The organism is Streptomyces sp. NPDC057697, from assembly GCF_042799335.1.
Taxonomy (GTDB): Bacteria; Actinomycetota; Actinomycetes; order Streptomycetales; family Streptomycetaceae; genus Streptomyces.
In genome coordinates this window covers 364429-388615 of the sequence record NZ_JBHVJA010000002.1, presented here as the reverse complement: position 1 = coordinate 388615, position 24187 = coordinate 364429, and the positions used below count along the sequence as shown (strand labels likewise).

Below are 24187 nucleotides of genomic sequence, written 5' to 3'. Positions count from 1 at the left end.
GGGGCGTGCCCGCGACGGGCCTACGCCAGCGGCCCCGTCACCGGCTCGACCGCCGCGACCAGCTTCCCCGCGCGGACGAACGCGTCCGCCGCTGCCAGGTCCGGCGACAGGAAGCGGTCCGGTCCGGGCCCCTGGACCCCCGCCGCGCGCAGCGCCTCGATGGCGGCCAGCGAGGCGGGCGCGGGGGTGAGGCCCCCGGCGGCGCGCAGCTCGACGGCGCGGGTCGCCGCGTAGAGCTCGACGGCGACGATCCGGGCCAGGTTGTCGACGGCGGTACGGAGTTTGCGCGCCGCCGACCAGCCCATGGAGACGTGGTCCTCCTGCATCGCGGAGGACGGGATCGAGTCCGCCGAGGCGGGTACGGCGAGCCGCTTCATCTCGCTGACCAGGGCGGCCTGGGTGTACTGGGCGATCATCAGGCCCGAGTCCACCCCGGCGTCGTCGGCGAGAAACGGCGGCAGCCCGTGCGAGCGGTTCTTGTCCAGCAGCCGGTCGGTGCGGCGCTCGGCGATGGAGCCGAGGTCGGCGGCGACGATCGCCAGGAAGTCGAGTACGTACGCGACGGGGGCGCCGTGGAAGTTGCCGTTGGACTCGACCCGGCCGTCGGGAAGGACGACGGGGTTGTCGACGGCGGAGGCCAGCTCGCGGTCCGCTACGAGCCCGGCGTAGTCGAGGGTGTCGCGGCCCGCGCCGTTGACCTGCGGGGCGCAGCGCACCGAGTAGGCGTCCTGGACGCGGGGCGCGTCGTCCTGATGGTGACCGGTGAGGCCCGAGCCCGCGAGCACCCGCAGCATGTTGTCCGCGCTGGCGCCCTGGCCGGGGTGCGGGCGGATGGCGTGCAGCTCCGGGGCGAGCACCTTGTCCGTGCCGAGCAGCGCCTCCAGGGAGAGGGCGGCGGTGATGTCGGCGGAGGTGTAGAGGGTCTTCAGGTCGGCCAGGGCCATGACCAGCATCCCGAGCATGCCGTCGGTGCCGTTGAGGAGGGCGAGCCCCTCCTTCTCGCGCAGCTCGACCGGGGTGATGCCGTGGGCGGCGAGCAGCTCGCCGGCGGGGCGCACGGTGCCGTCGGAGCCCTCCGCTTCGCCCTCGCCCATCAGCGTCAGGGCGCAGTGCGAGAGCGGGGCCAGGTCGCCGGAGCAGCCGAGCGAGCCGTATTCGTGGACCACGGGGGTGATGCCCGCGTTGAGGACGTCGGCCATGGTCTGCGCGACCTCGGGGCGTACGCCGGTGTGCCCGGAGGCGACCGTCTTCAGCCGCAGGAACATCAGCGCGCGGACGACCTCCCGCTCGACCCGCGGCCCCATGCCCGCGGCGTGCGAGCGGACGATGTTGCGCTGGAGCTGCGTGCGGAGGTCCTGGCTGATGTGGCGGCTGGCCAGTGCCCCGAATCCGGTGGAGACGCCGTACACCGGCTCGGGCTTGGCGGCGAGCGCGTCCACGATCTCGCGGGCCGCGGCGAGCGCGTCGACGGCGGCCGCGGAGAGCTCGACGCGGGCGTTGCCGCGGGCCACGGCGATGACGTCCTGAGCGGTGGTGCCGGACGTCCCCACCACGACTGTATGCATATCCATATTCAGAAGCGTACGGATTGAATCCCTTCATGTCACTAGTGGTCGAGCGGTTGACCCCTTACCGGGGCACCCCTCCTCAGGGGCGGCTGCCGCGCAGATGGCGGCGGTCGTGCGGGGACCTGGGCGGCGCGTCGGCCAGCCGGATCACCTCACCGTCCCGCCCGGCCACCACGGGCTTGGCCGAACGGGCCGCCTTCGCCCGGTACTGCGCGGCGTCCGCCAGCCGGAAGAGCCGTCGCGCCGACACCACCGGGCCGATCGGATCGCCGGTCGAGACCAGCCCGCACGCCACTCCGTCCCCCAGCTCCAACTCGGCCGCCCGCTCGCAGAGTTCGGTGGCCACCCGGACCACCTCGTCCGCCTGCGGCCCCACCGTGAGCAGACAGAACTCATCACCGCCGAGCCGGGCCGCCAGCGCGCCGGGCAGCATGGCGCCGCAGCGGGACAGCACCGAGCCGAAACGTTCCAGCAGGCGGTCGCCGACCGCATGGCCATGCGTGTCGTTGACCTGCTTCAGGCCGTTGAGATCGCAGACGACCAGGCTGACCACCGCCCCGTCCGCCCGGTGCCGTTCCACCGCCTCGTCCAGCCGCACATCGACGGCGCGGCGGTTGGCCAGCCCGGTGAGCGGATCGGTGAAGGCGAGCTTGCGGACCTCTTCGAGCCGCTCCGTCTGGGAGATCCCCGCGGCGACCACCGCGGCCAGCACGGTCGCGAAGTCCGCGTCCGCCCGCCCGAACACCGGCGCCCCCACCGGCCGGGCCACGTACAGCTCGCCCCAGGCCCGCCCGTGCAGCACGATCGGCGCGACCACGCAGCAGCCGCGCCCGCGCCGGCGCAGCGCGGCCACCCGCTCCCGGCCGTACCCGCTCCCGTACTCCCGCAGCCCCGCGCCCCCGTCCGGCGGCGCGCCCGCCGGGCCGTCCGCGGTCTCGACCCAGGCGTCCGGCTCACCGCCCCCGGCCCACCGCTCGTGCAGGAACTCGGTGATCTCCGGGAACTGGTGCACCGGATACGCCTCCGCCTCGGGGAATTCCTCCTCCCCCTCGGCGCGTTCGCCCGCGTTCACCAGGACGCGCAGCTCCCCCCGCCCGCGCTCCCACACGGAGAGCGCGGCGAAGCTGCCGCCCAGTGCCTCGCACGCCCCCAGCGCGGCCGCCCGCCACGATCCCCGCGGGGTGTGCGCCGCCGCCATCGCCTGCGCCAGCGCCACCACGGCCCGCAGCCGTGCATCATCACCACCCATCGTTACAGCTTATGTAGATTTGGGGTGATTTGATCAGTTTGAGCCATCCCTCGCGTGCACTTCGTGTCCATTCGGTGACGCGAGGTCACTCTGCGTCACTCGCCGGGCCACTCCGGCTTCCGCTTCTCGTTGAACGCGGCCACGCCCTCGGCCCGGTCTCCGGAGAAGGCCACCGACCGCCAGGCGGCGTCCTCCACTTCGAGTCCGGCCCGCAGATCCAGGCCGTGGCCCAGCCGCAGCGCCCGCTTGGCGGCCCGGAGCCCCACCGGGGAGTTGGCGGCGATCCGGCCGGCCAGCGCCAGCGCGGCCGCCCGGTCCTGCCCGGCCTCCACCAGCTCGTCGACGAGTCCGGAGTCGAGCGCCTCGGCCGCCTCCACCCGCCGGGCCGTGAAGACCAGCTCGGCGGCGCGCGCCGCTCCGATCCGCCGCGGCAGCAGCTGTGTACCGCCACCGCCCGGGATGACACCGACCGACACCTCGGGCAGCCCGACCACGGCCGTCCGGTCGGCGACGATCAGGTCGCAGGAGAGCGCCAGCTCGAAGCCGCCGCCGAGCGCGAAGCCGTGCACGGCGGCGATCGTCGGCATCGGCAGTTCGAGCACCCCGGTGTACGCGGACCGGGCGGTGGGGCGCTGACGGAGCAGATCGGCGTCGGTGAAGGAATTCCGCTCCTTCAGGTCGGCGCCCACGCAGAAGGCCCGCTCATGGCTGGAGGTGAGGACGGTGACCCGCACGCCGGGGTCGGCGGCGAGCGCGGCACAGGCGGCGGCGATCGAGCGGGCCATGTCCGTGGACACGGCGTTCATCGCCCCCGGCCGGTCGAGCACCAGCTCGGCGACGTGCTCCTGCCCCTCGTGGACCCGTACGACGACGAATTCCCCGAACCGCTGCTCGGACGTGACGGTCATGACTTCACCCCTCCGGTTAACGAGCGTTACCGGAGGGATCCTATGGGGCGGCCCGGACGGCGGACCCGGGCGAGTCCGGGTGCGGACGAGGCGGCGGAATGCGGGGGCATGGCGGGGCCGGGGTCAGGACGTGCCGCGGCGGGCCAGCAGCCAGGGTTCCACCACGCCGAGCCCGCGCACCGGGCGCTGCCACATCGGCTGGAGCCCGTAGCGGTACGTGGGCGCCGCGGTCGGCTCCATGCCTTCCCGGCGCTCCTTCTCGGCCACCGCGGCCTCCTCCGCCGCCTGCGCCTCGGAGGCCGGGGCGTCACCGGTGCGGGTCAGCTCCTCGGCGAAGGCCCCGTCCACCAGCACGGCGTCCTTGGGCGCTATCGACGTCAGCCGGCTGGCGAGGTTCACGGTCGTGCCGAAGACATCGCCCATCCGGGTGGTGACCGTGCCGAACGCGATGCCCACGCGCAGCGCGGGCATGGTCTCGTCCTGGGTCATCGCCTCGATCAGACGCAGTGCGATCTCGGCGGCGGTGCCCGCGTCGTCGGCGGCGAAGAGGACCTCGTCGCCGAGGGTCTTGATGAGACGGCCGCCGTGGGCGGCCACCAGGTCGGCCGAGGTGGTCTCGAAGGCCTCGACCAGCTCGCCGAGTTCCTCCTCCTCCAGCCGCCGGGTCAGCCGGGTGAACCCGACGAGGTCGGCGAAGCCGACGGCCAGACGGCGGTCGACCATCTCCTCGTCGTCGGCGGCCTGCACGACCCGCCCGGTGGCGGCCGCCAGTTGGCGCCGCCACACATAGACCAGGAACTCCTGGAGCTCCGGGAGCAGCAGCTCGATCAGCGGGTACGTGACCTCGGTACGGGTCATGCCGGGCTCGGGCGGCTCGGTCAGCCCCTCCAGGAAGGAGTCGATCTGCCACTCCGCCAGCCGGGCGGTGGTCTGCCCGGTGGACCGGGCCACCTGGATCGCCATCGGTTCGCTGAGCAGCCCGGCCTCGACGAGACCGGCGAGCCGGCGCAGCGCCAGCACGTCGGCCTCGGTGAGCGCCTTGGCCTGCCCGATGTCGGCGAAGCCCATGGCCCGCCAGAAACGGGAGGCCAGGTCCATCGAGACACCGGCGGTACGGGCCGCCTGGAACGGTGTGTAGCGGCGGTCGGCGCCCAGGATCAGCTGTTCCAGCCGGATCGCGAGGGGGTCGTCGGTCGGCTCCGCCGTGTGGTCGACCTCGTGATGCGGTGTCGCGTGGACCGAGGGGCCCGACGGGGGCTGTGTGCCCGCACCGGAGGTCGTGTCGTCGACGGTCACCAGCCGCCTCCTGCCCGTTCCCTGCGCACTGCCCTGCCGATCTCTCTGTCGGTGGATCGCCTCAACGATACGGCAGGTGTGCCGTGGCTCACGCCCCTGAGTCCTCCCGGAAAGCTCCTGGGTGGGCCGGGGGGCGTGGGCGGTGACGGCCGGTGGGCGGTTTCCGGCAGGACGCGGATTCATACCCCCGGCCCTCCCGGAAGGGCCCCTGGGCGGACCGGCGGGCGTGGCTGGTTCCGGCCGGTGGACGGTTTCCGGGAGGGCACGGATTCATACCCCGAGTACGTGTTCGGGTGAGCCGGAGGGCCTGGCGGGGCGAGCACCTCCCCGGGGGCGCGGGCGGGCGCCCCGGCCATCGAGGGCTCCGCCCGGGTGGCTACGACTCCCTGCGGCTCCGGGCGGGCCCCGGTATGTGCCGCGACCGCGTACGACAGCTGAGGCACCCCCCGCAGGCGCGCGCAGGCGGCTGCACTCCGCCGCCGCGCCACCCGCCGAACCGGCACCCCCTCGCAGGCAAGGGCGGGCGCCACGGCCATCGAGGGCTCCCCCCAGGTGGTACGACTCCCCGCAGGTGCGGGGACGGCGCGCCTACCCGCCCGCGGCCCGTCGCGACGGGCCGGCCGTCCCGGCCGACTCAGACCAGGCCGCCCTCCACGCCCCGCAGATGGACGATGTCACCGGCCGACACGGGTTCCTGGAGGCCGTCCTCGGTGGACAGGACCAGTCGGCCGTCGCCGTCGATCGCCACCGCCTCGGCGACCAGCGTGCGGTCGCCGGGCAGCTGGGCCCGCACCGTCCGGCCGAGCGTGGCGCAGCCCGCCGCGTACGCCTCCTGGAGGCCGCTCGCCGCCGCGTCGCCGTCCGCCGCGCGCCACTGCCCGTACCAGTGCTCCAGCGAGCGCAGCACGCCCCGCAGCAGCGTCTCGCGGTCGGTGGAGACGGCCCCGGCCAGGGCCAGGGAGGCGGCCGTCGGGGAGGGCAGCTCCTCGGCGCGCAGGGAGACGTTGAGGCCCATGCCGATGACGACGCCGTCCCCGGCGCGCTCGGCCAGGATGCCGCCCGCCTTGCGCTCCACGCCGTCCACCGTGACCAGGAGGTCGTTGGGCCACTTCAGGGCCGTGTCGACGCCTGCGGCCCGTGCCAGGCCGGTCGCCGCGGCGACGCCGGTGAGCAGCGGCAGCCAGCCCCAGCGCTCGGCGGGGACGCCGCCCGGCTCCAGGTAGACGGAGAAGAAGAGGCCCGAACGGGCCGGAGCCGTCCAGGTGCGATCGAGTCGGCCGCGGCCCGCGGTCTGTTCCTCGGCGACCAGCACGGTGCCCGCGTCGAGCCCGTCCGCCGCACGGCGGGCGAGCTCGGAGTTGGTGGACCCGATGGTCTCCACGACGTCGAGCGAGGTCCACAGTCCGCCCGGCCGCAGCAGTCCGCGGCGCAGCGCGGGGACGTTCAGGGGCGGCCGGTCCAGGTCCGACCAACGGTTCCGTGGCGCATCCGAAGGTGTCATGCAAGCCAGACTAGGTGTGGCAAAGGACGCACTGCCGATCCGTATCGGCGCCGATACCCTACGGATCAGTAGGTGTTCTGCACCTGATCAGCAGCAGCACAGTCGTCCCCCGTGACCAGGCAGGGAGCCGCCACCCGATGTCCGAGCCGGAAGAGACCGACATCCACACGACCGCTGGCAAGATCGCGGACCTGCAGCGCCGGATCGACGAGGCGACGCACGCGGGCTCCGCGCGCGCGGTCGAGAAGCAGCACGCCAAGGGCAAGTTGACCGCGCGCGAACGGGTCGATCTGCTGCTCGACGAGGGTTCCTTCGTGGAGCTCGACGAATTCGCCCGGCACCGCTCCACCAACTTCGGCATCGAGAAGAACCGCCCGTACGGGGACGGTGTCGTCACCGGATACGGCACGGTCGACGGCCGCCCGGTCTGCGTCTACTCGCAGGACTTCACCATCTTCGGCGGCTCGCTCGGCGAGGTCTACGGTGAGAAAATCGTCAAGGTGATGGACTTCGCGCTGAAGACCGGCTGCCCGGTCATCGGCATCAACGACGGCGGTGGCGCCCGGATCCAGGAAGGCGTGGCCGCGCTCGGGCTGTTCGCGGAGATCTTCCGCCGCAATGTGCACGCCTCGGGCGTCGTGCCGCAGATCTCGCTGATCGTCGGACCGTGCGCGGGCGGCGCGGTCTACTCCCCCGCGATCACCGACTTCACGGTCATGGTCGACCAGACCTCGCACATGTTCATCACCGGCCCCGACGTCATCAAGACGGTCACCGGCGAGGACGTCGGCTTCGAGGAGCTCGGCGGCGCCCGCACCCACAACACCACCTCCGGTGTGGCGCACCACATGGCGGGCGACGAGAAGGACGCCATCGAGTACGTCAAGTCGCTGCTGTCGTACCTGCCTTCGAACAACCTGTCCGAGGCGCCGGCCTTCCCCGAGGCGGCGGACCTCGCCACCACGGACGAGGACCGCGAGCTCGACACCCTCATCCCGGACTCGGCCAACCAGCCGTACGACATGCACTCCGCCATCGAACACGTGCTGGACGACGGCGAGTTCCTGGAGACCCAGGCGCTGTTCGCGCCGAACATCGTCACCGGCTTCGGGCGCGTCGAGGGCTATCCGGTCGGCATCGTCGCCAACCAGCCGATGCAGTTCGCGGGCTGCCTGGACATCAACGCCAGCGAGAAGGCCGCGCGCTTCGTCCGCACCTGCGACGCCTTCAACGTGCCGGTGCTGACCTTCGTCGACGTCCCCGGCTTCCTGCCCGGCGTCGACCAGGAGTACGGCGGCATCATCCGCCGCGGCGCCAAGCTGATCTACGCCTACGCCGAGGCGACCGTCCCGCTGATCACGGTGATCACCCGCAAGGCGTTCGGCGGCGCGTACGACGTCATGGGCTCCAAGCACCTGGGCGCCGACATCAACCTCGCCTGGCCGACCGCGCAGATCGCGGTGATGGGCGCGCAGGGCGCGGTGAACATCCTGCACCGCCGTACGATCGCCGCCGTCACGGACCCCGCCGAGGCGGAAGCCACCCGCGCCGAGCTGATCGCCGACTACGAGGACACCCTGCTCAACCCCTACGTGGCGGCCGAGCGCGGCTACGTCGACGCGGTGATCATGCCGTCCGACACCCGCGCCCACATCGTGAAGGGGCTGCGCCAGCTGCGTACCAAGCGGGAGTCGCTGCCCCCGAAGAAGCACGGCAACATCCCCCTCTAGAAAGGGTCCTGGCCATGATCAAGGTCGTACGGGGCAACCCGACCCCTGAGGAGCTGGCCGCCGCGCTCGCGGTGGTGCGGGCGCGCGCGGCGGCGACGGCGTCCGACGCGCCGGCCGGTGCGCCGGCGCTGCCCGGCCAGTGGTCCGACCCGGGACGCATCGCGCGGAGCACCCGCCATCTGCCGGGGCCGCGGGCCTGGGCCCGGACGTACTGGCCCGGGTAGCGCCCGCCGTCTTTCCCCGCACGTTTCCGGAGGTCCGGGCCCCTTGGTCCGGACCTCCGGTGCGTCCGGGAGCGATCTGGTCCCTACGCACCACGGCGGCTGAGTACCCGTACTCAGGCGCGCCGCCCGCCGCCGCAGCAGGATCGTTTCCATGCTGTGGTCCGACCCGGAGAACAAGCCGCCGAAGGAACTGCGCGACGCCCAGGCCATGATGCGTCGCGCGGGGCTGCTGCTCGCCCTCGCGATGATGGTCGGGATGCTCGCGGTCGGGATCCGCTGAGCGGGACCGGGTCGCTGCAGGGGTCGGGGGGCGGGTCGCGGCGGGAGCCGGGGTGCGGGTCGCGGCAGGGGCCGGGGTCCGGGTCGCGGCAAGGACCGGGGGGCGGGTCGCGGCAAGGACCGGGGAGCGTGTCGCGGCAGGGACCAGGGTCCGGATCGCGGCAGGGACCAGGGTCCGGGTCACGGCAGGGACCAGGGTCCGGGTCGCGGCAAGGACCAGGGTCCGGGTCGCGGCAGGGACCGGGCCGCTCGCCTCTTCTCACGATGACGTGTCTTCTACGATGACGTGCATGACTGATCAGCGCCGTCTCGTGCTCGCCTCCGCCTCCCCCGCCCGCCTCGGTCTGCTGCGGCAGGCCGGTTTCGCGCCCGAGGTGATCGTGAGCGGGGTGGACGAGGACGCGCTGGACGCCCCGACCCCGTCCGAGCTGGCGCTCGTGCTCGCCGAGGCCAAGGGCGCCGCGGTGGCCGGCCGGGCGGAGGCGGCGGGCGCCCTGGTCATCGGCTGCGACTCGGTCCTCGAACTCGACGGCGAGGCGCTCGGCAAGCCTGCCGACGCCGAGGAGGCCGTCGCCCGCTGGAAGTCCATGCGCGGCCGCGCCGGAGTGCTGCGGACCGGCCACAGCGTGACCGACACCGCCACCGGCCGCACCGCTTCGGCGACCGCCTCCACGACCGTCCGGTTCGGGGAACCGACCGACGACGAGATCGCCGCCTACGTGGCCACCGGCGAACCGCTCCACGTCGCGGGCGCCTTCACCCTGGACGGCCGTTCGGCCCCGTTCGTCGACTCCATCGAGGGCGACCACGGCAATGTCATCGGGCTCTCGCTGCCGCTGCTGCGTCGCCTGCTGGGCGAGCTGGGGATCTCGGTCACCGAGCTCTGGGCCTGAGCGGCCACGCGTCCGGGCGGGTGCCGCCCGGACGGGTGCTTCCGGTCAGGCCCGTGCCGGAACGTCCGTCCCGGCGCCGTCGGCGGGCTCGTCGGACCCGGCGCCGTACGCCACCAGCGTCAGCACGATCAGCCCGAGCACCACCATCAGGAACGCGAACGCGGCCCAGCCGACCAGCCCGACGGTCAGCGCGCCCAGCACGCCGTGCACCACCGCGCAGACGATCAGGACGATGCGGGCGAGGCGGCCGGGGGCCCGGTCGCGGACGCCCGCCAGCAGCAGGAGCAGCCCGCACAGCAGCAGGTAGACGCCGAAGACCCCGCCCATCACCCAGGTGCCGCCGGAGACGACCGCGGGGTCGGTCCCGGCCAGTGACATGTCCTGGTTCTTCACGACCGTCGCCAGGACGCCGTTGATGAGCACGATGCCCACGGCTTCCACGAACAGCACGATCGCGGCCACGAACGCCACCGGTCTGCGCACCACGGTGCTCACCCCCTGTTACCTGCAGTACGTGCGATAGCGCGGACCCTACTCATGGGTAATGCCCGGGACAAGAGTTCCGGCGATCCCCGATTTCACTCCGCGCGCGTGGCGCGCGCGGGCGTGCGCTCCCCACGCCCCCTTGTCGTGGCTCCGGTACGTCGGGCAAAGAATCGTTCGCCCATTAGTGGGGACTCCACAAAGAAACGCGAGAAGTCGCAGGCCGTACGAACAGAGACCTGGACCACACCTTGTGGCTACTGTGCGGTTATGAAACCCGGCGTACCGTGGTGCCACAAGGGATTTCGCGACTTGAGCAAGCCTCGAATCACACTCCGTGTGGGCAAGCTCACCATTGGGGACGGGTCGTAGGGCCGTGTCGGTAGTCCCTAAACTCAGCTTGTTTCAAGGAGGGAGCCATCGTGCGCAAGGTGCTCATCGCCAACCGTGGCGAAATTGCTGTCCGCGTTGCTCGGGCATGCCGGGATGCCGGGATCGGGAGCGTGGCCGTCTACGCAGACCCGGACCGCGACGCTCTGCATGTGCGTGCGGCCGACGAGGCTTTCGCTCTGGGCGGTGACACCCCGGCCGCCAGCTATCTCGACATGGCCAAGGTGCTCCAGGCGGCCAAGGACTCCGGGGCCGACGCGATCCACCCGGGCTACGGCTTCCTGTCGGAGAACGCCGAGTTCGCCCAGGCCGTGCTGGACGCGGGCCTGACCTGGATCGGACCGCCGCCGCAGGCGATCCGGGACCTCGGCGACAAGGTCGCCGCCCGGCACATCGCGCAGCGCGCCGGTGCTCCGCTGGTGGCCGGCACGCCCGACCCGGTGTCGGGTTCCGAGGAGGTCGTCGCCTTCGCCGAGCAGCACGGGCTGCCGATCGCGATCAAGGCCGCCTTCGGCGGCGGCGGCCGCGGCCTGAAGGTCGCCCGCACGCTGGAGGAGATCCCGGAGCTGTACGACTCCGCGGTCCGTGAGGCCGTCGCGGCGTTCGGCCGGGGCGAGTGCTTCGTGGAGCGCTACCTCGACCGCCCGCGCCACGTCGAGACCCAGTGCCTGGCCGACACCCACGGCAATGTCGTCGTGGTCTCCACCCGCGACTGCTCCCTCCAGCGCCGCCACCAGAAGCTGGTCGAGGAGGCCCCGGCCCCGTTCCTGAGCGAGGCGCAGAACGCGGAGCTGTACGCGGCGTCCAAGGCCATCCTCAAGGAGGCCGGCTACGTCGGCGCCGGCACGGTGGAGTTCCTCGTCGGCACGGACGGGACCATCTCCTTCCTGGAGGTGAACACCCGCCTCCAGGTCGAGCACCCGGTCACCGAGGAGGTCACCGGCCTCGACCTCGTGCGCGAGATGTTCCGCATCGCCGACGGCGAGGAGCTGGGCTACGGCGACCCGGCCGTGCGCGGTCACTCCTTCGAGTTCCGGATCAACGGCGAGGACCCGGGCCGCGGCTTCCTGCCCGCTCCGGGCACCGTCACCACGTTCGCGCCGCCGACCGGCCCCGGTGTCCGCCTGGACGCGGGCGTCGAGTCCGGTTCCGTCATCGGCCCCGCCTGGGACTCGCTGCTGGCGAAGCTGATCGTGACCGGCGCGACCCGCGAGCAGGCGCTCCAGCGCGCCGCCCGCGCGCTGGCCGAGTTCAACGTCGAGGGCATGGCCACCGCCATCCCCTTCCACCGCGCGGTCGTGGTCGACCCTGCCTTCACCAGCGAGCCGTTCCAGGTCCACACCCGCTGGATCGAGACCGGCTTCGTCAACGAGATCAAGCCCTTCACGGCCACCGCCGACGCGGAGGCCGAGGAGGAGGCCGGCCGTGAGACGGTCGTCGTCGAGGTCAGCGGCAAGCGCCTGGAGGTCTCCCTCCCGTCCTCGCTCGGCATGAGCCTGGCCCGGACCGGACTCGCCGCGGGCGCCAAGCCCAAGCGCCGTGCGGCGAAGAAGAGCGGCTCGGCGATCTCCGGCGACACCCTGGCGTCCCCGATGCAGGGCACCATCGTCAAGATCGCCGTCGAGGAGGGCCAGGAGGTCCAGGAGGGCGATCTGATCGTCGTCCTGGAGGCCATGAAGATGGAGCAGCCGCTCAACGCGCACCGCTCCGGCACGGTCAAGGGCCTCGCCAGCGAGGTCGGCAGCTCGGTCTCCTCCGGCGCCGTCATCTGCGAGATCAAGGACTGATCGAGCGGCACCCGCACGACGGGGCCCCGGCGAGGTCGTACAACTGCGCCGGGGCCCCGTCGTGCGGTCACTCCCCCGGACGCGCGGTGGCATCCTGGACCCCGAGGCGGAAGAAGGGATGACCGCGCCATGGCGAGCAGTACGGCACAGACGCCGCCCCGGCCCATGCGGGCCGACGCGCGCCGGAATCACGACCGGCTGCTGAACGAGGCCCGGGTCGCCTTCGCGAAGCACGGCACCGACGCGTCCCTGGAGGACGTCGCGCGCCGCGCGGGCGTGGGCATCGGCACGCTGTACCGGCACTTCCCGACCCGGCACGCGCTGATGAACGCGGTCTTCCAGGAGGCCCTGGCGTCCCTGCTCACCCGCTCCCGGGAGCTCGCGCGGGCGGAGCATCCGTGCCGGGGCCTGGTGGAGTGGCTGGGGGCGATCATCACTCACGCGGGTGAGTACCGAGGGCTCGCGCAGGCCCTGATGTCGACGTCGCGGGACGAGACTTCGGCCCTGGCCCAGTGCAATGTGCCGCTGCGCGAGGCGGGGGCGGTGCTGTTGGCGCGGGCGCAGGTGAACGGGGCCGTGCGGCCCGACGTGTCGATCGACGATCTGTTGCAGCTGACCAACGCGATCGCACTGGCCGCCGAACAGGCCCCCGACGACCCGGAGTTGGCGGGACGACTGCTGACGCTGACCTTGCAGGGACTGAAGGGACCGCACGCGGAAGCCTGCTGAGCAGGTGCGGGCGGGCGTTACAAGCGGTCCGGGCAGGGCGGCGCGGGCGGTCCGGGCAGGGCAGCGCGGAAACGCCGTGGCCCACTGAACCGACCACACTCCGAAGCCTGCCGAGCAGATGCGGGCGGGCGTTACAGGCGGTCCGGGCAGGGCAGCGCGAGCGATCCAGGCGGGGCGGCACGAGCGATCCGGGCAAGGCAGCGCGGAAACGCCGTGGTTCGCTGCGCGGAGCGCCGTAGTCCCCTGCGCGAGGCTGCCCCCCCCCCTGCGAGCCCCTGCGCGAGGCTGCCCCCCCCTGCGCGCCCCCGCCCGCGCCTCCGGCCGGTCCTACCGGCGCCGCAGGTCCGCGACTCTCGACCGGTCCCCCGGGCCCTGGCCCGGCTCCGCCAGCGAGGCCGCGCTGCGCAGCTGCTGCGGGCCCTGGCCCCCGGGGCCGCCGTGCGGCGTACGGCGCTGTCCGGGCAGCGGCATGTCGCGGCGGCCCTGTCGGCCGTGCGGCAGCGGCTCGGCCGCCGTGGGGCCGCTTCCCGCACCGGCCACCGCGATCTGCACCCCTTGGTCCGCCAGGGCCTGGAGCTCGGTGGCGGCGCGGTCGTCGTGGCCGGGGGGCTCGTCCGTCACCAGGCGCGTGACGAGGTCCGTCGGCACCGTCTGGAACATGGTGTCGGCGCCGAGCTTGGTGTGGTCGGCCAGGACCACCACCTCGGCGGCCGCCTGCACCAGCGCCCGGTCCACGCTCGCGGAGAGCATGTTGGACGTGGAGAGGCCGCGCTCGGCGGTGAGCCCGCTCCCGGAGAGGAACGCGCGCGAGACCCGCAGCCCCTGGAGGGACTGCTCGGCCCCGCTGCCCACCAGGGCGTAGTTGGAACCGCGCAGCGTGCCGCCGGTCATCACCACCTCCACCCGGTTGGCGTGGGCCAGCGCCTGGGCGACCAGGAGGGAGTTGGTGACCACGGTCAGACCGGGGATCCGCGCGAGCCGACGGGCCAGCTCCTGCGTGGTCGTACCGGCTCCGACGACGATGGCCTCGCCCTCGTCCACGAGACCGGCGGCCAGGTCGGCGATGGCCGTCTTCTCCGCGGTGGCGAGATGGGATTTCTGCGGGATGCCGGACTCCCGCGTGAAGCCGCCCGGCAGTACCGCACCGCCGTGCCGGCGGTCGAGGAGTCCTTCTGCCTCCAGTGCCCGCACGTCCCGCCGTACGGTCACTTCGGAGGTCTGGACGACGCGGGCGAGCTCACGGAGCGATACCGCCCCGTTGGCACGCACCATTTCGAGGATCAACTGACGACGTTCTGCAGCGAACACGAAACTGACAGTAACGTGACCGCCCGAGTGTTTTCAGCAGTTTGCGCCGAATAACGGAAGTTGTACATACAAGGGGCCGCCAAGTGGTATAGGCGGCCCCGTTGTTGTTCTGTACTGATCGGACGGCGGTCGTCACACCGCCCGAACTGCCGGAAGTCGCCGGGGATTCCCGGCTTCCGGAGGGCGCCTACGCCTCGCCGGCGCGCTTACGGGTGTGCAACTGCCGTGCCACTTCCGCGATCGAACCCGACAGGGACGGGTACACGGTGAAAGCATTTGCGATCTGTTCCACCGTCAAATTGTTGTCGACCGCGATCGAGATGGGGTGGATGAGTTCGCTCGCGCGCGGCGCGACGACACAGCCGCCGACCACGATGCCGGTGCCGGGGCGGCAGAAGATCTTGACGAAGCCGTCGCGGATGCCCTGCATCTTGGCGCGCGGGTTGCGCAGCAGCGGCAGCTTGACCACCCGGGCGTCGATCTTGCCCGCGTCGACATCGGCCTGGGTGTAACCGACGGTGGCGATCTCGGGATCGGTGAACACGTTCGAGGAGACCGTCTTCAGATCCAGCGGGGCCACCGCGTCGCCGAGGAAGTGGTACATCGCGATCCGGCCCTGCATCGCGGCGACCGAGGCGAGGGCGAAGATCCCGGTGACGTCACCGGCCGCGTACACGCCCGGCGCGCTGGTGCGGGAGACCTTGTCGGTCCGGATGTGGCCGGACTCCTTGAGCCGGACCCCGGCCTCCTCCAGGCCCATGCCCGCCGTGTTCGGGATCGCGCCGACCGCCATGAGGCAGTGCGAGCCGGAGATGACCCGGCCGTCGGCGAGGGTGACCTCGACCCGGTCGCCGACGCGCTTGGCGGCCGCGGCGCGGGAGCGGGCCATGACGTTCATGCCGCGGCGGCGGAAGACGTCCTCCAGCACGGCGGCCGCGTCCGGGTCCTCGCCCGGCAGCACCCGGTCGCGGGAGGAGACGAGGGTGACGCGCGAGCCGAGCGCCTGGTAGGCGCCCGCGAACTCGGCGCCGGTGACGCCGGAGCCGACCACGATGAGCTCCTCGGGCAGCTCGTCGAGGTCGTAGACCTGGGTCCAGTTCAGGATGCGCTCGCCATCGGGGAGCGCGTCCGGGATCTCCCGGGGGTGGCCGCCGGTCGCGATCAGCACGGCGTCGGCGGTGAGGGTCTCCTCCGTGCCGTCGGCGGCGGTCACGACGACCTTGCGGGAGCCGTCGGCGGCCTGGAGCCCCGCCAGCCGGCCGCGGCCGCGCATCACCCGGGCACCGGCGCGGGTCACGGAGGCGGTGATGTCGTGGGACTGGGCGAGCGCCAGGCGCTTCACCCGCCGGTTGACCTTGCCCAGGTCGACGCCGACGACGCGGGCGGCCTGTTCCACGTGCGGGGTGTCGTCCGCGACGATGATGCCCAGCTCCTCGTACGAGGAGTCGAAGGTGGTCATCACCTCGGCCGTCGCGATCAGGGTCTTCGAGGGCACGCAGTCGGTGAGCACGGACGCGCCGCCGAGGCCGTCGCAGTCGACGACGGTCACCTCCGCACCGAGCTGGGCGCCCACCAACGCCGCCTCGTAGCCGCCGGGTCCGCCGCCGATGATCACGATCCGGGTCACGAAAAGTCCGCCTCGCGTATGTCATCCCGCGGCCGTCTGCTGCCCCGGCCGGGGGTCCGGGGGAGCGCCCCGGGGGAATGCAGTACGTACTTCATTGTCCCGCACGCGCCAAGGTGCTTCGCCCCGGGGCCCTCCATACGTGCGCCGGGGCGTGCGCGCCGGGGCCCGGGGACGGCTCGCGGAACCCCGTGCAGGGGTCTTCCGCAGCGGAGTCGACGTTCCCCCCTTCCCCTCCCGTACCCTCGATCCCATGTCGCTCTACGCCGCGTACGCCGGCAACCTCGACGCGCGGCTGATGACGCGCCGCGCACCGCATTCCCCGCTGCGCGGCACCGGCTGGCTCAACGGCTGGCGGCTGACCTTCGGCGGGGAGCAGATGGGCTGGGAGGGCGCGCTCGCCACCGTGGTGGAGGCGCCCCGTTCCCAGGTCTTCGTGACGCTGTACGACCTGGCGCCGATGGACGAGGACTCCATGGACCGGTGGGAGGGCGTCGGCCTCGACATCTACCGCCGGATGCGGGTGCGCGTGCACACCCTGGACGGCGAGGAGCCGGCCTGGATGTATGTGCTCAACGGCTACGAGGGCGGGCTGCCGTCCGCCCGCTATCTGGGCGAGATCGCCGACGCGGCGGAGTCCGCGGGCGCCCCGCACGACTATGTGATGGAACTGCGCAAGCGTCCCTGCTGACGGGCCGACCAGCCCTTTTGTGTGAAAGTACGAGTAAGTTCGGGCAGACTCTGTTCATGGGCATCTACGCGCGTAGGGAATCACCGGCTACCCTCGTCCGCGTGAACGCATCAGTTATTCCGGACCACATCCAGGGCGACCCGTACGCCGCCGCCGCCGACGCCGCCGCCCGCCTGCGCGAGCTGACCGGCGCCGAGACCCACGACGTCGCGCTCGTGATGGGTTCCGGCTGGGCCCCCGCGGGCGATGCGCTCGGCACCCCGGAGGCCGAGTTCCCGGTGACCGAGCTGCCCGGTTTCCCGGCCCCCGCCGTACAGGGTCACGGCGGCGCGATCCGCTCGTACAAGATCGGTGAGAAGCGCGTCCTGGTCTTCCTCGGCCGTACCCACTTCTACGAGGGCCGGGGCGTCGCCGCCGTCGCGCACGGGGTCCGTACCGCCGTCGCGGCGGGCTGCCGGACCGTCGTCCTGACGAACGGCTGCGGCGGCCTGCGCGAGGGCATGCGCCCCGGTCAGCCGGTGCTGATCAGCGACCACATCAACCTGACGGCGTCCTCCCCCATCGTGGGCGCCAACTTCGTCGACCTGACGGATCTGTACTCGCCCCGGCTGCGCGCGCTGTGCAAGGAGGTCGACGAGACCCTCGAAGAGGGCGTGTACGTGCAGTTCACCGGCCCGCACTACGAGACCCCGGCCGAGATCAACATGGTCCGCGTGATGGGCGGCGACCTGGTCGGCATGTCCACCGTGCTGGAGGCCATCGCCGCGCGCGAGGCCGGTGCCGAGGTGCTGGGCATCTCGCTGGTCACCAACCTCGCGGCGGGGCTGAGCGGGGAGCCGCTCAACCACGAAGAGGTGCTCCAGGCGGGGCGGGACTCGGCGACCCGGATGGGTTCGCTGCTGGCCCGGGTCCTCGACCGCCTCTGAGCCGGCCCCGGCCGGTCTCGCGCACCCACCCACGAAGCACCCGCAGGAAGGCGGACACCGTGCAGCAGGACCTCATCGCGCAGGCCAGGACATGGCTGGCGGAGGACCCCGACCCCGAGACCCGCGACGAGCTCGCCCGGCTCATCGAGTCCGGGTCCGTGGAGAGTGCCGAGGAGCTCGCCGCGCGGTTCGCCGGCACGCTCCAGTTCGGCACCGCCGGACTCCGCGGTGAGCTGGGGGCCGGCCCGATGCGGATGAACCGCTCGGTCGTGATCCGCGCGGCGGCCGGGCTCGCCGCGTACCTGAAGGCGCAGGGGCAGGGCGGCGGGCTCGTCGTCATCGGGTACGACGCCCGGTACAAGTCCGCCGACTTCGCCCGCGACACCGCGGCCGTGATGACCGGCGCGGGACTGCGCGCGGCGGTGCTCCCCCGCCCGCTCCCCACTCCCGTCCTCGCGTACGCCATCCGGCACCTGGGCGCCGTCGCGGGCGTCGAGGTGACCGCCAGCCACAATCCGCCGCGCGACAACGGCTACAAGGTCTACCTCGGCGACGGCTCGCAGATCGTCCCCCCGGCGGACGGCGAGATCGCCGCCGAGATCGCCGCGGTCGGCCCGCTCGACCGCGTGGCCCGCCCCGAGGAGGGCTGGGAGGTCCTCGGCGACGAGGTCCTGGACGCCTATCTGGCCCGTACGGACACCGTCCTGGCCGCCGGGTCGCCGCGTACCGCCCGGGTCGTGTACACCGCGATGCACGGGGTCGGCACGTCCGTGCTGACCGCCGCCTTCGAGCGGGCCGGGTTCCCCGCGCCGGTACTCGTCGCCGAACAGGCCGAGCCCGACCCGGCGTTCCCCACCGTCGCCTTCCCCAATCCGGAGGAGCCCGGCGCGATGGACCTCGCCTTCGCGACGGCGCGCCGGGCGGACCCCGACATCGTCATCGCCAACGACCCGGACGCCGACCGCTGCGCCGTCGCCGTGCCGGACCCGGGCGCCGACGGCGGCTGGCGGATGCTGCGCGGCGACGAGGTGGGCGCGCTGCTCGCCGCGCACCTGGTGGACCGGGGCGCGACCGGTGTCCTCGCCGAGTCGATCGTGTCGTCCTCGCTGCTGGGCCGGATCGCCGAGAAGGCGGGGCTGGGCCACGAGGAGACGCTGACCGGCTTCAAGTGGATCGCCCGGGTGGACGGCCTGCGGTACGGGTACGAGGAGGCGCTCGGCTACTGCGTCGACCCCGACGGCGTCCGCGACAAGGACGGGATCACGGCCGCCCTGCTCGTCGCCGAGCTCGCCTCGGCGCTGAAGGAGCGGGGGCGCACGCTCCTCGACCGTCTCGACGACCTCGCGGTCGACCACGGGCTGCACGCCACCGACCAGCTGTCGGTCCGGGTGGAGGACCTGTCGGTCATCGCGGACGCCATGGCACGGCTGCGCGAGCGGCCCCCGGCCACGCTCGCGGGCCTCGCCGTCATCTCGGCCGAGGACCTCTCGCGGGGGACGGAGCAGCTGCCGCCCACGGACGGGCTGCGCTACCAGCTCCAAGGCGCCCGGGTGATCGTCCGCCCGAGCGGCACGGAACCGAAGCTGAAGTGCTACCTGGAGGTCGTGGTGCCGGTGGGTTCGGCGGACGAGCTTCCGACGGCCCGCGCGAAGGCGTCGGAGCTGCTCACCGGAATCAAGCGCGACCTGGCGGCCGCGGCCGGGATCTGAGCGCCGCGGCCGGGCGCGGTCGGGGCGACCCGGCGCGGACGGGCGCAGACGGCGCGGAGGGGCACGGTCGGACGCGGACGGGCACGGTCGGCGCGGCCCAGCGCGACCCGGCGCGGACGAGGCAGCTCGGCGCGGACGGGCGCGACCGGGGCCGTCCCGGCGCGGACGAGGCAACTTGGCGCGGTCGAGGCGGCCGGAGCGACCCAGCGCACCCGCGCCGCCTCGACCACGGCCGCACGGTCCAGGCGACAGGGGCGGCCCGGCGCGACTGACACGGCCCGGCACAGTCAAGGCAACAGGCGCCGGTCCGGCACGCCTGGCGCGACCCGGCACGGTCGAGACGGCCCGGCGCAGACGGGGGCAACCCGGCGCGGACGGGTACGGACGGACGCGGACGGACGCGGATGAGCACGGACGGGCGCGGTCGGCGCGGAGGGGCACGGAGGGACGCGGACGGGCGCGGAAGGCGCGACCCTGCGCGGACGGGCGCGACCGGGGCCGTCCCGGCGCGGTCAAGACGGCCGGAGCACACGAGGCGGCCGGAGCGACCCGGCGCACCCGCCACCACCTCATCCCTGTCCGCGCGGCCGGCGCGACCCGGCGCACCCACCAGTACCGCCTCGAACGACTGTCCCGGCATCGGGACCGGGCAGGCCCGGAAAGGCCCGTACGGGAGAGCCCGGACAGGCGGAAGCCCGCACCGGAGAACGCGGTGCGGGCTTCGTCGGACCAGGCTCCCGTACGGGCCTTTCCGGCCGTCCTCAGCCGGTCGCCAGCAGCACCACGAGCAGCACCGCGCCCACCACCGCCGGTGCGATCACCTCGTACGCCCAGCACACCGAGACGGACGACGGCTCCGGGGCCCCCGCGGCGCCCGCCCCCGTCCGCGCCCGCTCCGCCAGCTCGCGCAGATCGGCCATGGTCTGGTCGGCCGACGCCGTCCGGGCCCGGGTGTCGCGTACATCGGCCTGAACGGACGTGCGGTCGTACGGGTCGTCCAGCGACCGCCGGGACTGCTGCCGGGCCGCCTTCTTGCGCTGCCGCAGCGAGACCGGCACCGCCCACAGCTGGTACTTGGCACCGCCCTCGGTGAACAGTTCGCTGGAATACCCGGCCCGCAGGTCGGAGACCTCGGTCCACGGCAGGGTGATCGTCCGGAACGGGTTGCGGATCCGGATACGCCGGTCACTGGCGAGCACCACGGGTCGCAGCGTGAACGCGACGACCATCGGCACCGAGGTCAGCATCCCCGCCAGCGCCAGCCACGGCACCCGGCCGTGGCCGCGGATCGCGGCGTCCCCGCCGATCCAGAAGATGAGCAGAAGCAGCAGGACGCCCCCGACGATCCCGGCGGGCGAGCGGAAGGTCCGGTCGGCGTAGACCGGCTCGGCGGGTGGTGTGGGGCTCGTCATGGGCCCGATTCTGCCTGACGGGCCCAGGGGCCTGCCCGGCGGACCGGAGCCGGTCGCGGAGAAGCGGTCCCCCTGTACAGGTCGCTACGCGCGTAGATATGCTCCTCTGGTGACCATGCCCACCACAGCACCCTCCCCCAAGCTCTCGGCTGCGTTCGAGCAGGGCGGTACCCCCTTCGCCGACGCGACCGGGTCCGACAGTGCGCTGCGCCGCTTCCTGCACGGGCTGCCCGGCGTCGACGCCGTCGGCCTCGAAGCGCGCGCCGCCTCCCTCGGCACCCGTTCGATCAAGACGACGGCCAAGGCGTACGCCATCGACCTGGCCATCTCGATGATCGACCTGACGACGCTGGAAGGCGCGGACACCCCGGGCAAGGTCCGGGCCCTCGCCGCCAAGGCCGCCCATCCCGACCCGACCGACCGCACGACCCCGCGCACCGCGGCCGTCTGCGTCTACCCCGACATGGCGGCGACCGCCGTCGCCGCGCTGGCCGGCTCCGGTGTGAAGGTGGCCTCCGTGGCCACGGCCTTCCCCGCCGGCCGCGCCGCGCTCGACGTGAAGCTCGCGGACGTCCGCGACGCCGTGGCCGCCGGGGCCGACGAGATCGACATGGTGATCGACCGGGGGGCCTTCCTCTCCGGCCGCTATCTGAAGGTGTACGAGGAGATCCTCGCCGTGAAGGCGGAGTGCGCGCGGGCCGACGGCCCGGACGCCCGGCTGAAGGTGATCTTCGAGACGGGCGAGCTGTCCACGTACGACAACATCCGCCGCGCCTCCTGGCTCGGCATGCTGGCGGGCGCCGACTTCATCAAGACGTCGACCGGCAAGGTCGCCACGAACGCCACGCCCGCGAACACCCTGCTGATGCTGGAGGCCGTGCGCGACTTCCGCGCGCAGACCGGCGTCCAGATCGGCGTGAAGCCGGCCGGCGGCATCCGCACGTCCAAGGACGCGGTCAAGTTCCTGGTGCTGGTGAACGAGACCGCGGGCGAGGACTGGCTGGACAACCACTGGTTCCGCTTCGGCGCCTCCAGCCTGCTGAACGACCTGCTGATGCAGCGCCAGAAGCTCAGCACCGGCCGTTACTCCGGCCCCGATTACGTGACGGTGGACTGATCCCCATGGCATCTGCATTCGAATACGCCCCCGCCCCCGAGTCGCGCTCGGTCGTCGACATCGCCCCCTCGTACGGGCTGTTCATCGACGGCGAGTTCACCGAGGCGGCCGACGGCAAGGTCTTCAAGACCGTCTCGCCGAGCACCGAGGAGGTGCTCTCCGAGGTCGCGCAGGCCGGTGCGGCCGACGTCGACCGGGCCGTGAAGGCGGCCCGCAAGGCGTTCGAGAAGTGGTCGGCGCTGCCCGGCTCCGAGCGCGCCAAGTACCTCTTCCGGATCGCCCGGATCATCCAGGAGCGCAGCCGCGAGCTCGCCGTTCTCGAAACCCTCGACAACGGCAAGCCGATCCGGGAGACCCGCGACGCGGACCTCCCGCTGGTCGCGGCGCACTTCTTCTACTACGCGGGCTGGGCCGACAAGCTGGACCACGCGGGCTACGGCGCGGACCCGCGCCCGCTCGGCGTCGCGGGCCAGGTCATCCCCTGGAACTTCCCCCTCCTGATGCTGGCCTGGAAGATCGCCCCGGCGCTGGCCACCGGCAACACCGTGGTCCTCAAGCCCGCCGAGACGACCCCGCTCTCCGCGCTGTTCTTCGCGGACATCTGCCGCCAGGCGGGCCTGCCCAACGGTGTCGTCAACATCCTTCCCGGCTACGGCGACGCGGGCGCCGCCCTCGTCGCGCACGAGGACGTGAACAAGGTCGCGTTCACCGGCTCGACGGCGGTCGGCAAGGCCATCGCCCGCCAGATCGCCGGTACGGACAAGAGGGTCACCCTCGAACTGGGCGGCAAGGGCGCCAACATCGTCTTCGACGACGCCCCCGTCGACCAAGCCGTCGAGGGCATCGTCACCGGCATCTTCTTCAACCAGGGCCAGGTCTGCTGCGCGGGCTCCCGCCTCCTCGTCCAGGAGTCGGTCCAGGACGAGCTGCTGGACGCGCTGAAGCGCCGGCTGAGCACGCTCCGGCTGGGCGACCCGCTGGACAAGAACACCGACATCGGCGCGATCAACTCCGCGGAGCAGCTCGCCCGGATCACCGCGCTCACCGAGACGGGCGAGGCGGAGGGCGCCGAGCGCTGGTCGGCCCCCTGCGAACTCCCCTCGGCCGGTTACTGGTTCGCCCCGACACTCTTCACCAACGTCACCCAGGCGCACACCATCGCCCGCGACGAGATCTTCGGCCCGGTGCTGTCGGTGCTGTCCTTCCGCACGCCCGACGAGGCGGTCGCCAAGGCCAACAACAGCCAGTACGGCCTCTCGGCCGGCATCTGGACGGAGAAGGGCTCCCGCATCCTCGCGGTGGCGAACAAGCTCCGGGCGGGCGTCGTCTGGGCCAACACGTTCAACAAGTTCGACCCGACCTCGCCCTTCGGCGGCTACAAGGAGTCGGGCTTCGGCCGCGAAGGCGGCCGCCACGGCCTGGAGGCGTACCTCGATGTCCGATAACCGTCTGAGCGTCTTCAAGACCTACAAGCTGTACGTCGGGGGCAAGTTCCCCCGCTCCGAGAGCGGCCGGGTGTACGAGGTGACGGACTCCAAGGGCAAGTGGCTGGCGAACGCGCCCCGGTCCTCCCGCAAGGACGCGCGCGACGCGGTCGTGGCCGCCCGCAAGGCGTTCGGCGGCTGGTCGGGCGCGACCGCGTACAACCGCGGCCAGGTCCTCTACCGCGTCGCGGAGATGCTGGAGGGCCGCAGGGAGCAGTTCGTACGGGAAGTGGCGGACGCGGAGGGCCTGTCGAAGTCCAAGGCGGCGGCCGTCGTCGACGCGGCGATCGACCGCTGGGTCTGGTACGCGGGCTGGACCGACAAGATCGGCCAGGTCGTGGGCGGGGCGAACCCGGTCGCGGGCCCGTTCTTCAACCTGTCCACCCCCGAACCGACCGGTGTGGTCACGGTCCTGGCCCCCCAGGAGTCGTCGTTCCTGGGCCTGGTCTCGGTGATCGCCCCGGTGATCGCGACCGGCAACACGGCGGTCGTCGTCGCCTCGGCGGACGCCCCGCTCCCGGCCCTGTCGCTGGGCGAGGTGCTGGCCACCTCCGACCTGCCGGGCGGTGTGGTGAACATCCTGTCCGGCAGCACCGCGGAGATCGCGGCACCGCTCGCCTCCCACCAGGACGTGAACGCGATCGACCTCACGGGCGCCGACACCGCGCTGGCGAAGGAGCTGGAGATCGCGGCGGCGGACAACCTGAAGCGGGTCGTCCGCCCACAGGCTGTGGACGGGGGTTCCGCCGACTGGACGGCCGCCCCGGGCACCCACCGCCTGACGGCCTTCCTGGAGACCAAGACGGTCTGGCACCCGACGGGCGCCCTGGGCGCCTCGGGCTCCTCGTACTGACCGGCGCCCCGCGCCGGCCGATCCAC

21 protein-coding genes are annotated in these 24187 nt (G+C 72.8%); 12 read left to right on the top strand and 9 right to left on the bottom strand.

Features of this window, described 5'->3' with window-relative positions:
- Window positions 1–20: 20 nt before the first annotated feature.
- The 5 genes from hutH to ACFVFH_RS06835 all read right to left on the bottom strand — a co-directional run bounded on the left by hutH (window position 21) and on the right by ACFVFH_RS06835 (window position 6522).
- Window positions 21–1571, bottom strand: coding sequence for a histidine ammonia-lyase (gene hutH, locus ACFVFH_RS06855; protein ID WP_383764399.1), 1551 nt, complete (start codon window positions 1569–1571; stop codon window positions 21–23).
- 76 nt (window positions 1572–1647) lie between these two features.
- Window positions 1648–2817 (bottom strand): diguanylate cyclase domain-containing protein, encoded by a 1170-nt coding sequence (locus ACFVFH_RS06850; protein WP_383764397.1) that lies wholly within the window; start codon window positions 2815–2817, stop codon window positions 1648–1650.
- A gap of 95 nt (window positions 2818–2912) precedes the next feature.
- Complete coding sequence (locus ACFVFH_RS06845; RefSeq protein ID WP_383764395.1) at window positions 2913–3725, bottom strand: enoyl-CoA hydratase/isomerase family protein; 813 nt, start codon at window positions 3723–3725, stop codon at window positions 2913–2915.
- Between the two features lie 123 nt (window positions 3726–3848).
- Window positions 3849–5021, bottom strand: coding sequence for an adenylate/guanylate cyclase domain-containing protein (locus ACFVFH_RS06840; RefSeq protein ID WP_383764392.1), 1173 nt, complete (start codon window positions 5019–5021; stop codon window positions 3849–3851).
- Between the two features lie 634 nt (window positions 5022–5655).
- Window positions 5656–6522, bottom strand: coding sequence for a biotin--[acetyl-CoA-carboxylase] ligase (locus ACFVFH_RS06835; protein ID WP_383764390.1), 867 nt, complete (start codon window positions 6520–6522; stop codon window positions 5656–5658).
- A gap of 137 nt (window positions 6523–6659) precedes the next feature.
- Here ACFVFH_RS06835 and ACFVFH_RS06830 point away from each other — a divergent pair, with 137 nt between their 5' ends.
- From ACFVFH_RS06830 to ACFVFH_RS06815, 4 genes are all read left to right on the top strand, one after another.
- Window positions 6660–8252: an acyl-CoA carboxylase subunit beta gene (locus tag ACFVFH_RS06830; protein ID WP_383764387.1), complete on the top strand. Its 1593-nt coding sequence runs from the start codon at window positions 6660–6662 to the stop codon at window positions 8250–8252.
- A gap of 14 nt (window positions 8253–8266) precedes the next feature.
- Window positions 8267–8476 (top strand): acyl-CoA carboxylase epsilon subunit, encoded by a 210-nt coding sequence (locus tag ACFVFH_RS06825; RefSeq protein ID WP_383764384.1) that lies wholly within the window; start codon window positions 8267–8269, stop codon window positions 8474–8476.
- Between the two features lie 151 nt (window positions 8477–8627).
- Complete coding sequence (gene mmpB / locus ACFVFH_RS06820) at window positions 8628–8756, top strand: morphogenic membrane protein MmpB (protein ID WP_383764381.1); 129 nt, start codon at window positions 8628–8630, stop codon at window positions 8754–8756.
- A gap of 280 nt (window positions 8757–9036) precedes the next feature.
- Window positions 9037–9648, top strand: a complete 612-nt coding sequence (locus ACFVFH_RS06815) for a Maf family protein (RefSeq protein WP_383764378.1) — start codon at window positions 9037–9039, stop codon at window positions 9646–9648.
- 45 nt (window positions 9649–9693) lie between these two features.
- Here ACFVFH_RS06815 and ACFVFH_RS06810 read toward each other — a convergent pair whose 3' ends face one another.
- Window positions 9694–10143: a hypothetical protein gene (locus tag ACFVFH_RS06810; protein ID WP_383764375.1), complete on the bottom strand. Its 450-nt coding sequence runs from the start codon at window positions 10141–10143 to the stop codon at window positions 9694–9696.
- A gap of 410 nt (window positions 10144–10553) precedes the next feature.
- Between ACFVFH_RS06810 and ACFVFH_RS06805 the strand changes: the two genes are divergently transcribed.
- Both ACFVFH_RS06805 and ACFVFH_RS06800 read left to right on the top strand, forming a co-directional pair.
- Window positions 10554–12308 carry a biotin carboxylase N-terminal domain-containing protein gene (locus ACFVFH_RS06805; protein ID WP_383764372.1) on the top strand — a complete coding sequence of 585 codons (1755 nt, stop codon included), beginning with the start codon at window positions 10554–10556 and terminating at the stop codon, window positions 12306–12308.
- 129 nt (window positions 12309–12437) lie between these two features.
- On the top strand, window positions 12438–13037 hold the full coding sequence (locus ACFVFH_RS06800) for a TetR/AcrR family transcriptional regulator (RefSeq protein ID WP_383764370.1): 600 nt from the start codon (window positions 12438–12440) through the stop codon (window positions 13035–13037).
- Between the two features lie 327 nt (window positions 13038–13364).
- Here the strand turns inward: ACFVFH_RS06800 and ACFVFH_RS06795 are convergent, their stop codons facing one another.
- A complete protein-coding gene (locus ACFVFH_RS06795; RefSeq protein WP_383764367.1) occupies window positions 13365–14345 on the bottom strand; it encodes a DeoR/GlpR family DNA-binding transcription regulator in 981 nt (326 codons plus the stop codon).
- Window positions 14346–14532: 187 nt separating this feature from the next.
- Window positions 14533–15972 carry an NAD(P)H-quinone dehydrogenase gene (locus ACFVFH_RS06790; protein ID WP_383764364.1) on the bottom strand — a complete coding sequence of 480 codons (1440 nt, stop codon included), beginning with the start codon at window positions 15970–15972 and terminating at the stop codon, window positions 14533–14535.
- Window positions 15973–16222: 250 nt separating this feature from the next.
- On the opposite strand from ACFVFH_RS06790, the gene ACFVFH_RS06785 reads away from it, so the two are divergent.
- The 3 genes from ACFVFH_RS06785 to ACFVFH_RS06775 all read left to right on the top strand — a co-directional run bounded on the left by ACFVFH_RS06785 (window position 16223) and on the right by ACFVFH_RS06775 (window position 19295).
- Window positions 16223–16660 carry a gamma-glutamylcyclotransferase gene (locus tag ACFVFH_RS06785; RefSeq protein WP_358857946.1) on the top strand — a complete coding sequence of 146 codons (438 nt, stop codon included), beginning with the start codon at window positions 16223–16225 and terminating at the stop codon, window positions 16658–16660.
- A gap of 101 nt (window positions 16661–16761) precedes the next feature.
- Window positions 16762–17586 carry a purine-nucleoside phosphorylase gene (locus ACFVFH_RS06780; protein ID WP_383764361.1) on the top strand — a complete coding sequence of 275 codons (825 nt, stop codon included), beginning with the start codon at window positions 16762–16764 and terminating at the stop codon, window positions 17584–17586.
- Between the two features lie 59 nt (window positions 17587–17645).
- The gene (locus ACFVFH_RS06775) at window positions 17646–19295 is read left to right on the top strand and encodes a phospho-sugar mutase (RefSeq protein WP_383764359.1); all 1650 of its coding nucleotides are present in this window, start codon (window positions 17646–17648) and stop codon (window positions 19293–19295) included.
- A 761-nt stretch (window positions 19296–20056) separates the two neighbouring features.
- Here ACFVFH_RS06775 and ACFVFH_RS06770 read toward each other — a convergent pair.
- A complete protein-coding gene (locus ACFVFH_RS06770) occupies window positions 20057–20707 on the bottom strand; it encodes a PH domain-containing protein (RefSeq protein ID WP_383764356.1) in 651 nt (216 codons plus the stop codon).
- A 115-nt stretch (window positions 20708–20822) separates the two neighbouring features.
- Between ACFVFH_RS06770 and deoC the strand changes: the two genes are divergently transcribed.
- From deoC to ACFVFH_RS06755, 3 genes are read left to right on the top strand one after another with little or no spacing between them, the layout of a single operon-like run.
- Window positions 20823–21824, top strand: coding sequence for a deoxyribose-phosphate aldolase (gene deoC, locus ACFVFH_RS06765; RefSeq protein WP_383764353.1), 1002 nt, complete (start codon window positions 20823–20825; stop codon window positions 21822–21824).
- 5 nt (window positions 21825–21829) lie between these two features.
- The gene (locus ACFVFH_RS06760; protein WP_383764349.1) at window positions 21830–23269 is read left to right on the top strand and encodes an aldehyde dehydrogenase family protein; all 1440 of its coding nucleotides are present in this window, start codon (window positions 21830–21832) and stop codon (window positions 23267–23269) included.
- Window positions 23259–24161, top strand: coding sequence for an aldehyde dehydrogenase family protein (locus ACFVFH_RS06755; RefSeq protein WP_383764346.1), 903 nt, complete (start codon window positions 23259–23261; stop codon window positions 24159–24161). The genes ACFVFH_RS06760 and ACFVFH_RS06755 overlap by 11 nt, the downstream gene beginning before the upstream one ends.
- The last annotated feature ends 26 nt before the right edge of the window (window positions 24162–24187 follow it).

Excerpts from the sequence above, each read along its gene's own strand:
- ACFVFH_RS06845 (WP_383764395.1), bottom strand. The coding sequence starts at position 3,725 with ATGACCGTCACGTCCGAGCAGCGGTTCGGGGAATTCGTCGTCGTACGG.
- ACFVFH_RS06770 (WP_383764356.1), bottom strand. The coding sequence starts at position 20,707 with ATGACGAGCCCCACACCACCCGCCGAGCCGGTCTACGCCGACCGGACC.
- ACFVFH_RS06760 (WP_383764349.1), top strand. The coding sequence starts at position 21,830 with ATGGCATCTGCATTCGAATACGCCCCCGCCCCCGAGTCGCGCTCGGTC.
- ACFVFH_RS06835 (WP_383764390.1), bottom strand. The coding sequence starts at position 6,522 with ATGACACCTTCGGATGCGCCACGGAACCGTTGGTCGGACCTGGACCGG.
- ACFVFH_RS06830 (WP_383764387.1), top strand. The coding sequence starts at position 6,660 with ATGTCCGAGCCGGAAGAGACCGACATCCACACGACCGCTGGCAAGATC.
- ACFVFH_RS06825 (WP_383764384.1), top strand. The coding sequence starts at position 8,267 with ATGATCAAGGTCGTACGGGGCAACCCGACCCCTGAGGAGCTGGCCGCC.
- ACFVFH_RS06755 (WP_383764346.1), top strand. The coding sequence starts at position 23,259 with ATGTCCGATAACCGTCTGAGCGTCTTCAAGACCTACAAGCTGTACGTC.
- ACFVFH_RS06850 (WP_383764397.1), bottom strand. The coding sequence starts at position 2,817 with ATGGGTGGTGATGATGCACGGCTGCGGGCCGTGGTGGCGCTGGCGCAG.
- ACFVFH_RS06815 (WP_383764378.1), top strand. The coding sequence starts at position 9,037 with ATGACGTGCATGACTGATCAGCGCCGTCTCGTGCTCGCCTCCGCCTCC.
- ACFVFH_RS06800 (WP_383764370.1), top strand. The coding sequence starts at position 12,438 with ATGGCGAGCAGTACGGCACAGACGCCGCCCCGGCCCATGCGGGCCGAC.
- deoC (WP_383764353.1), top strand. The coding sequence starts at position 20,823 with ATGCCCACCACAGCACCCTCCCCCAAGCTCTCGGCTGCGTTCGAGCAG.
- hutH (WP_383764399.1), bottom strand. The coding sequence starts at position 1,571 with ATGGATATGCATACAGTCGTGGTGGGGACGTCCGGCACCACCGCTCAG.
- ACFVFH_RS06785 (WP_358857946.1), top strand. The coding sequence starts at position 16,223 with ATGTCGCTCTACGCCGCGTACGCCGGCAACCTCGACGCGCGGCTGATG.
- mmpB (WP_383764381.1), top strand. The coding sequence starts at position 8,628 with ATGCTGTGGTCCGACCCGGAGAACAAGCCGCCGAAGGAACTGCGCGAC.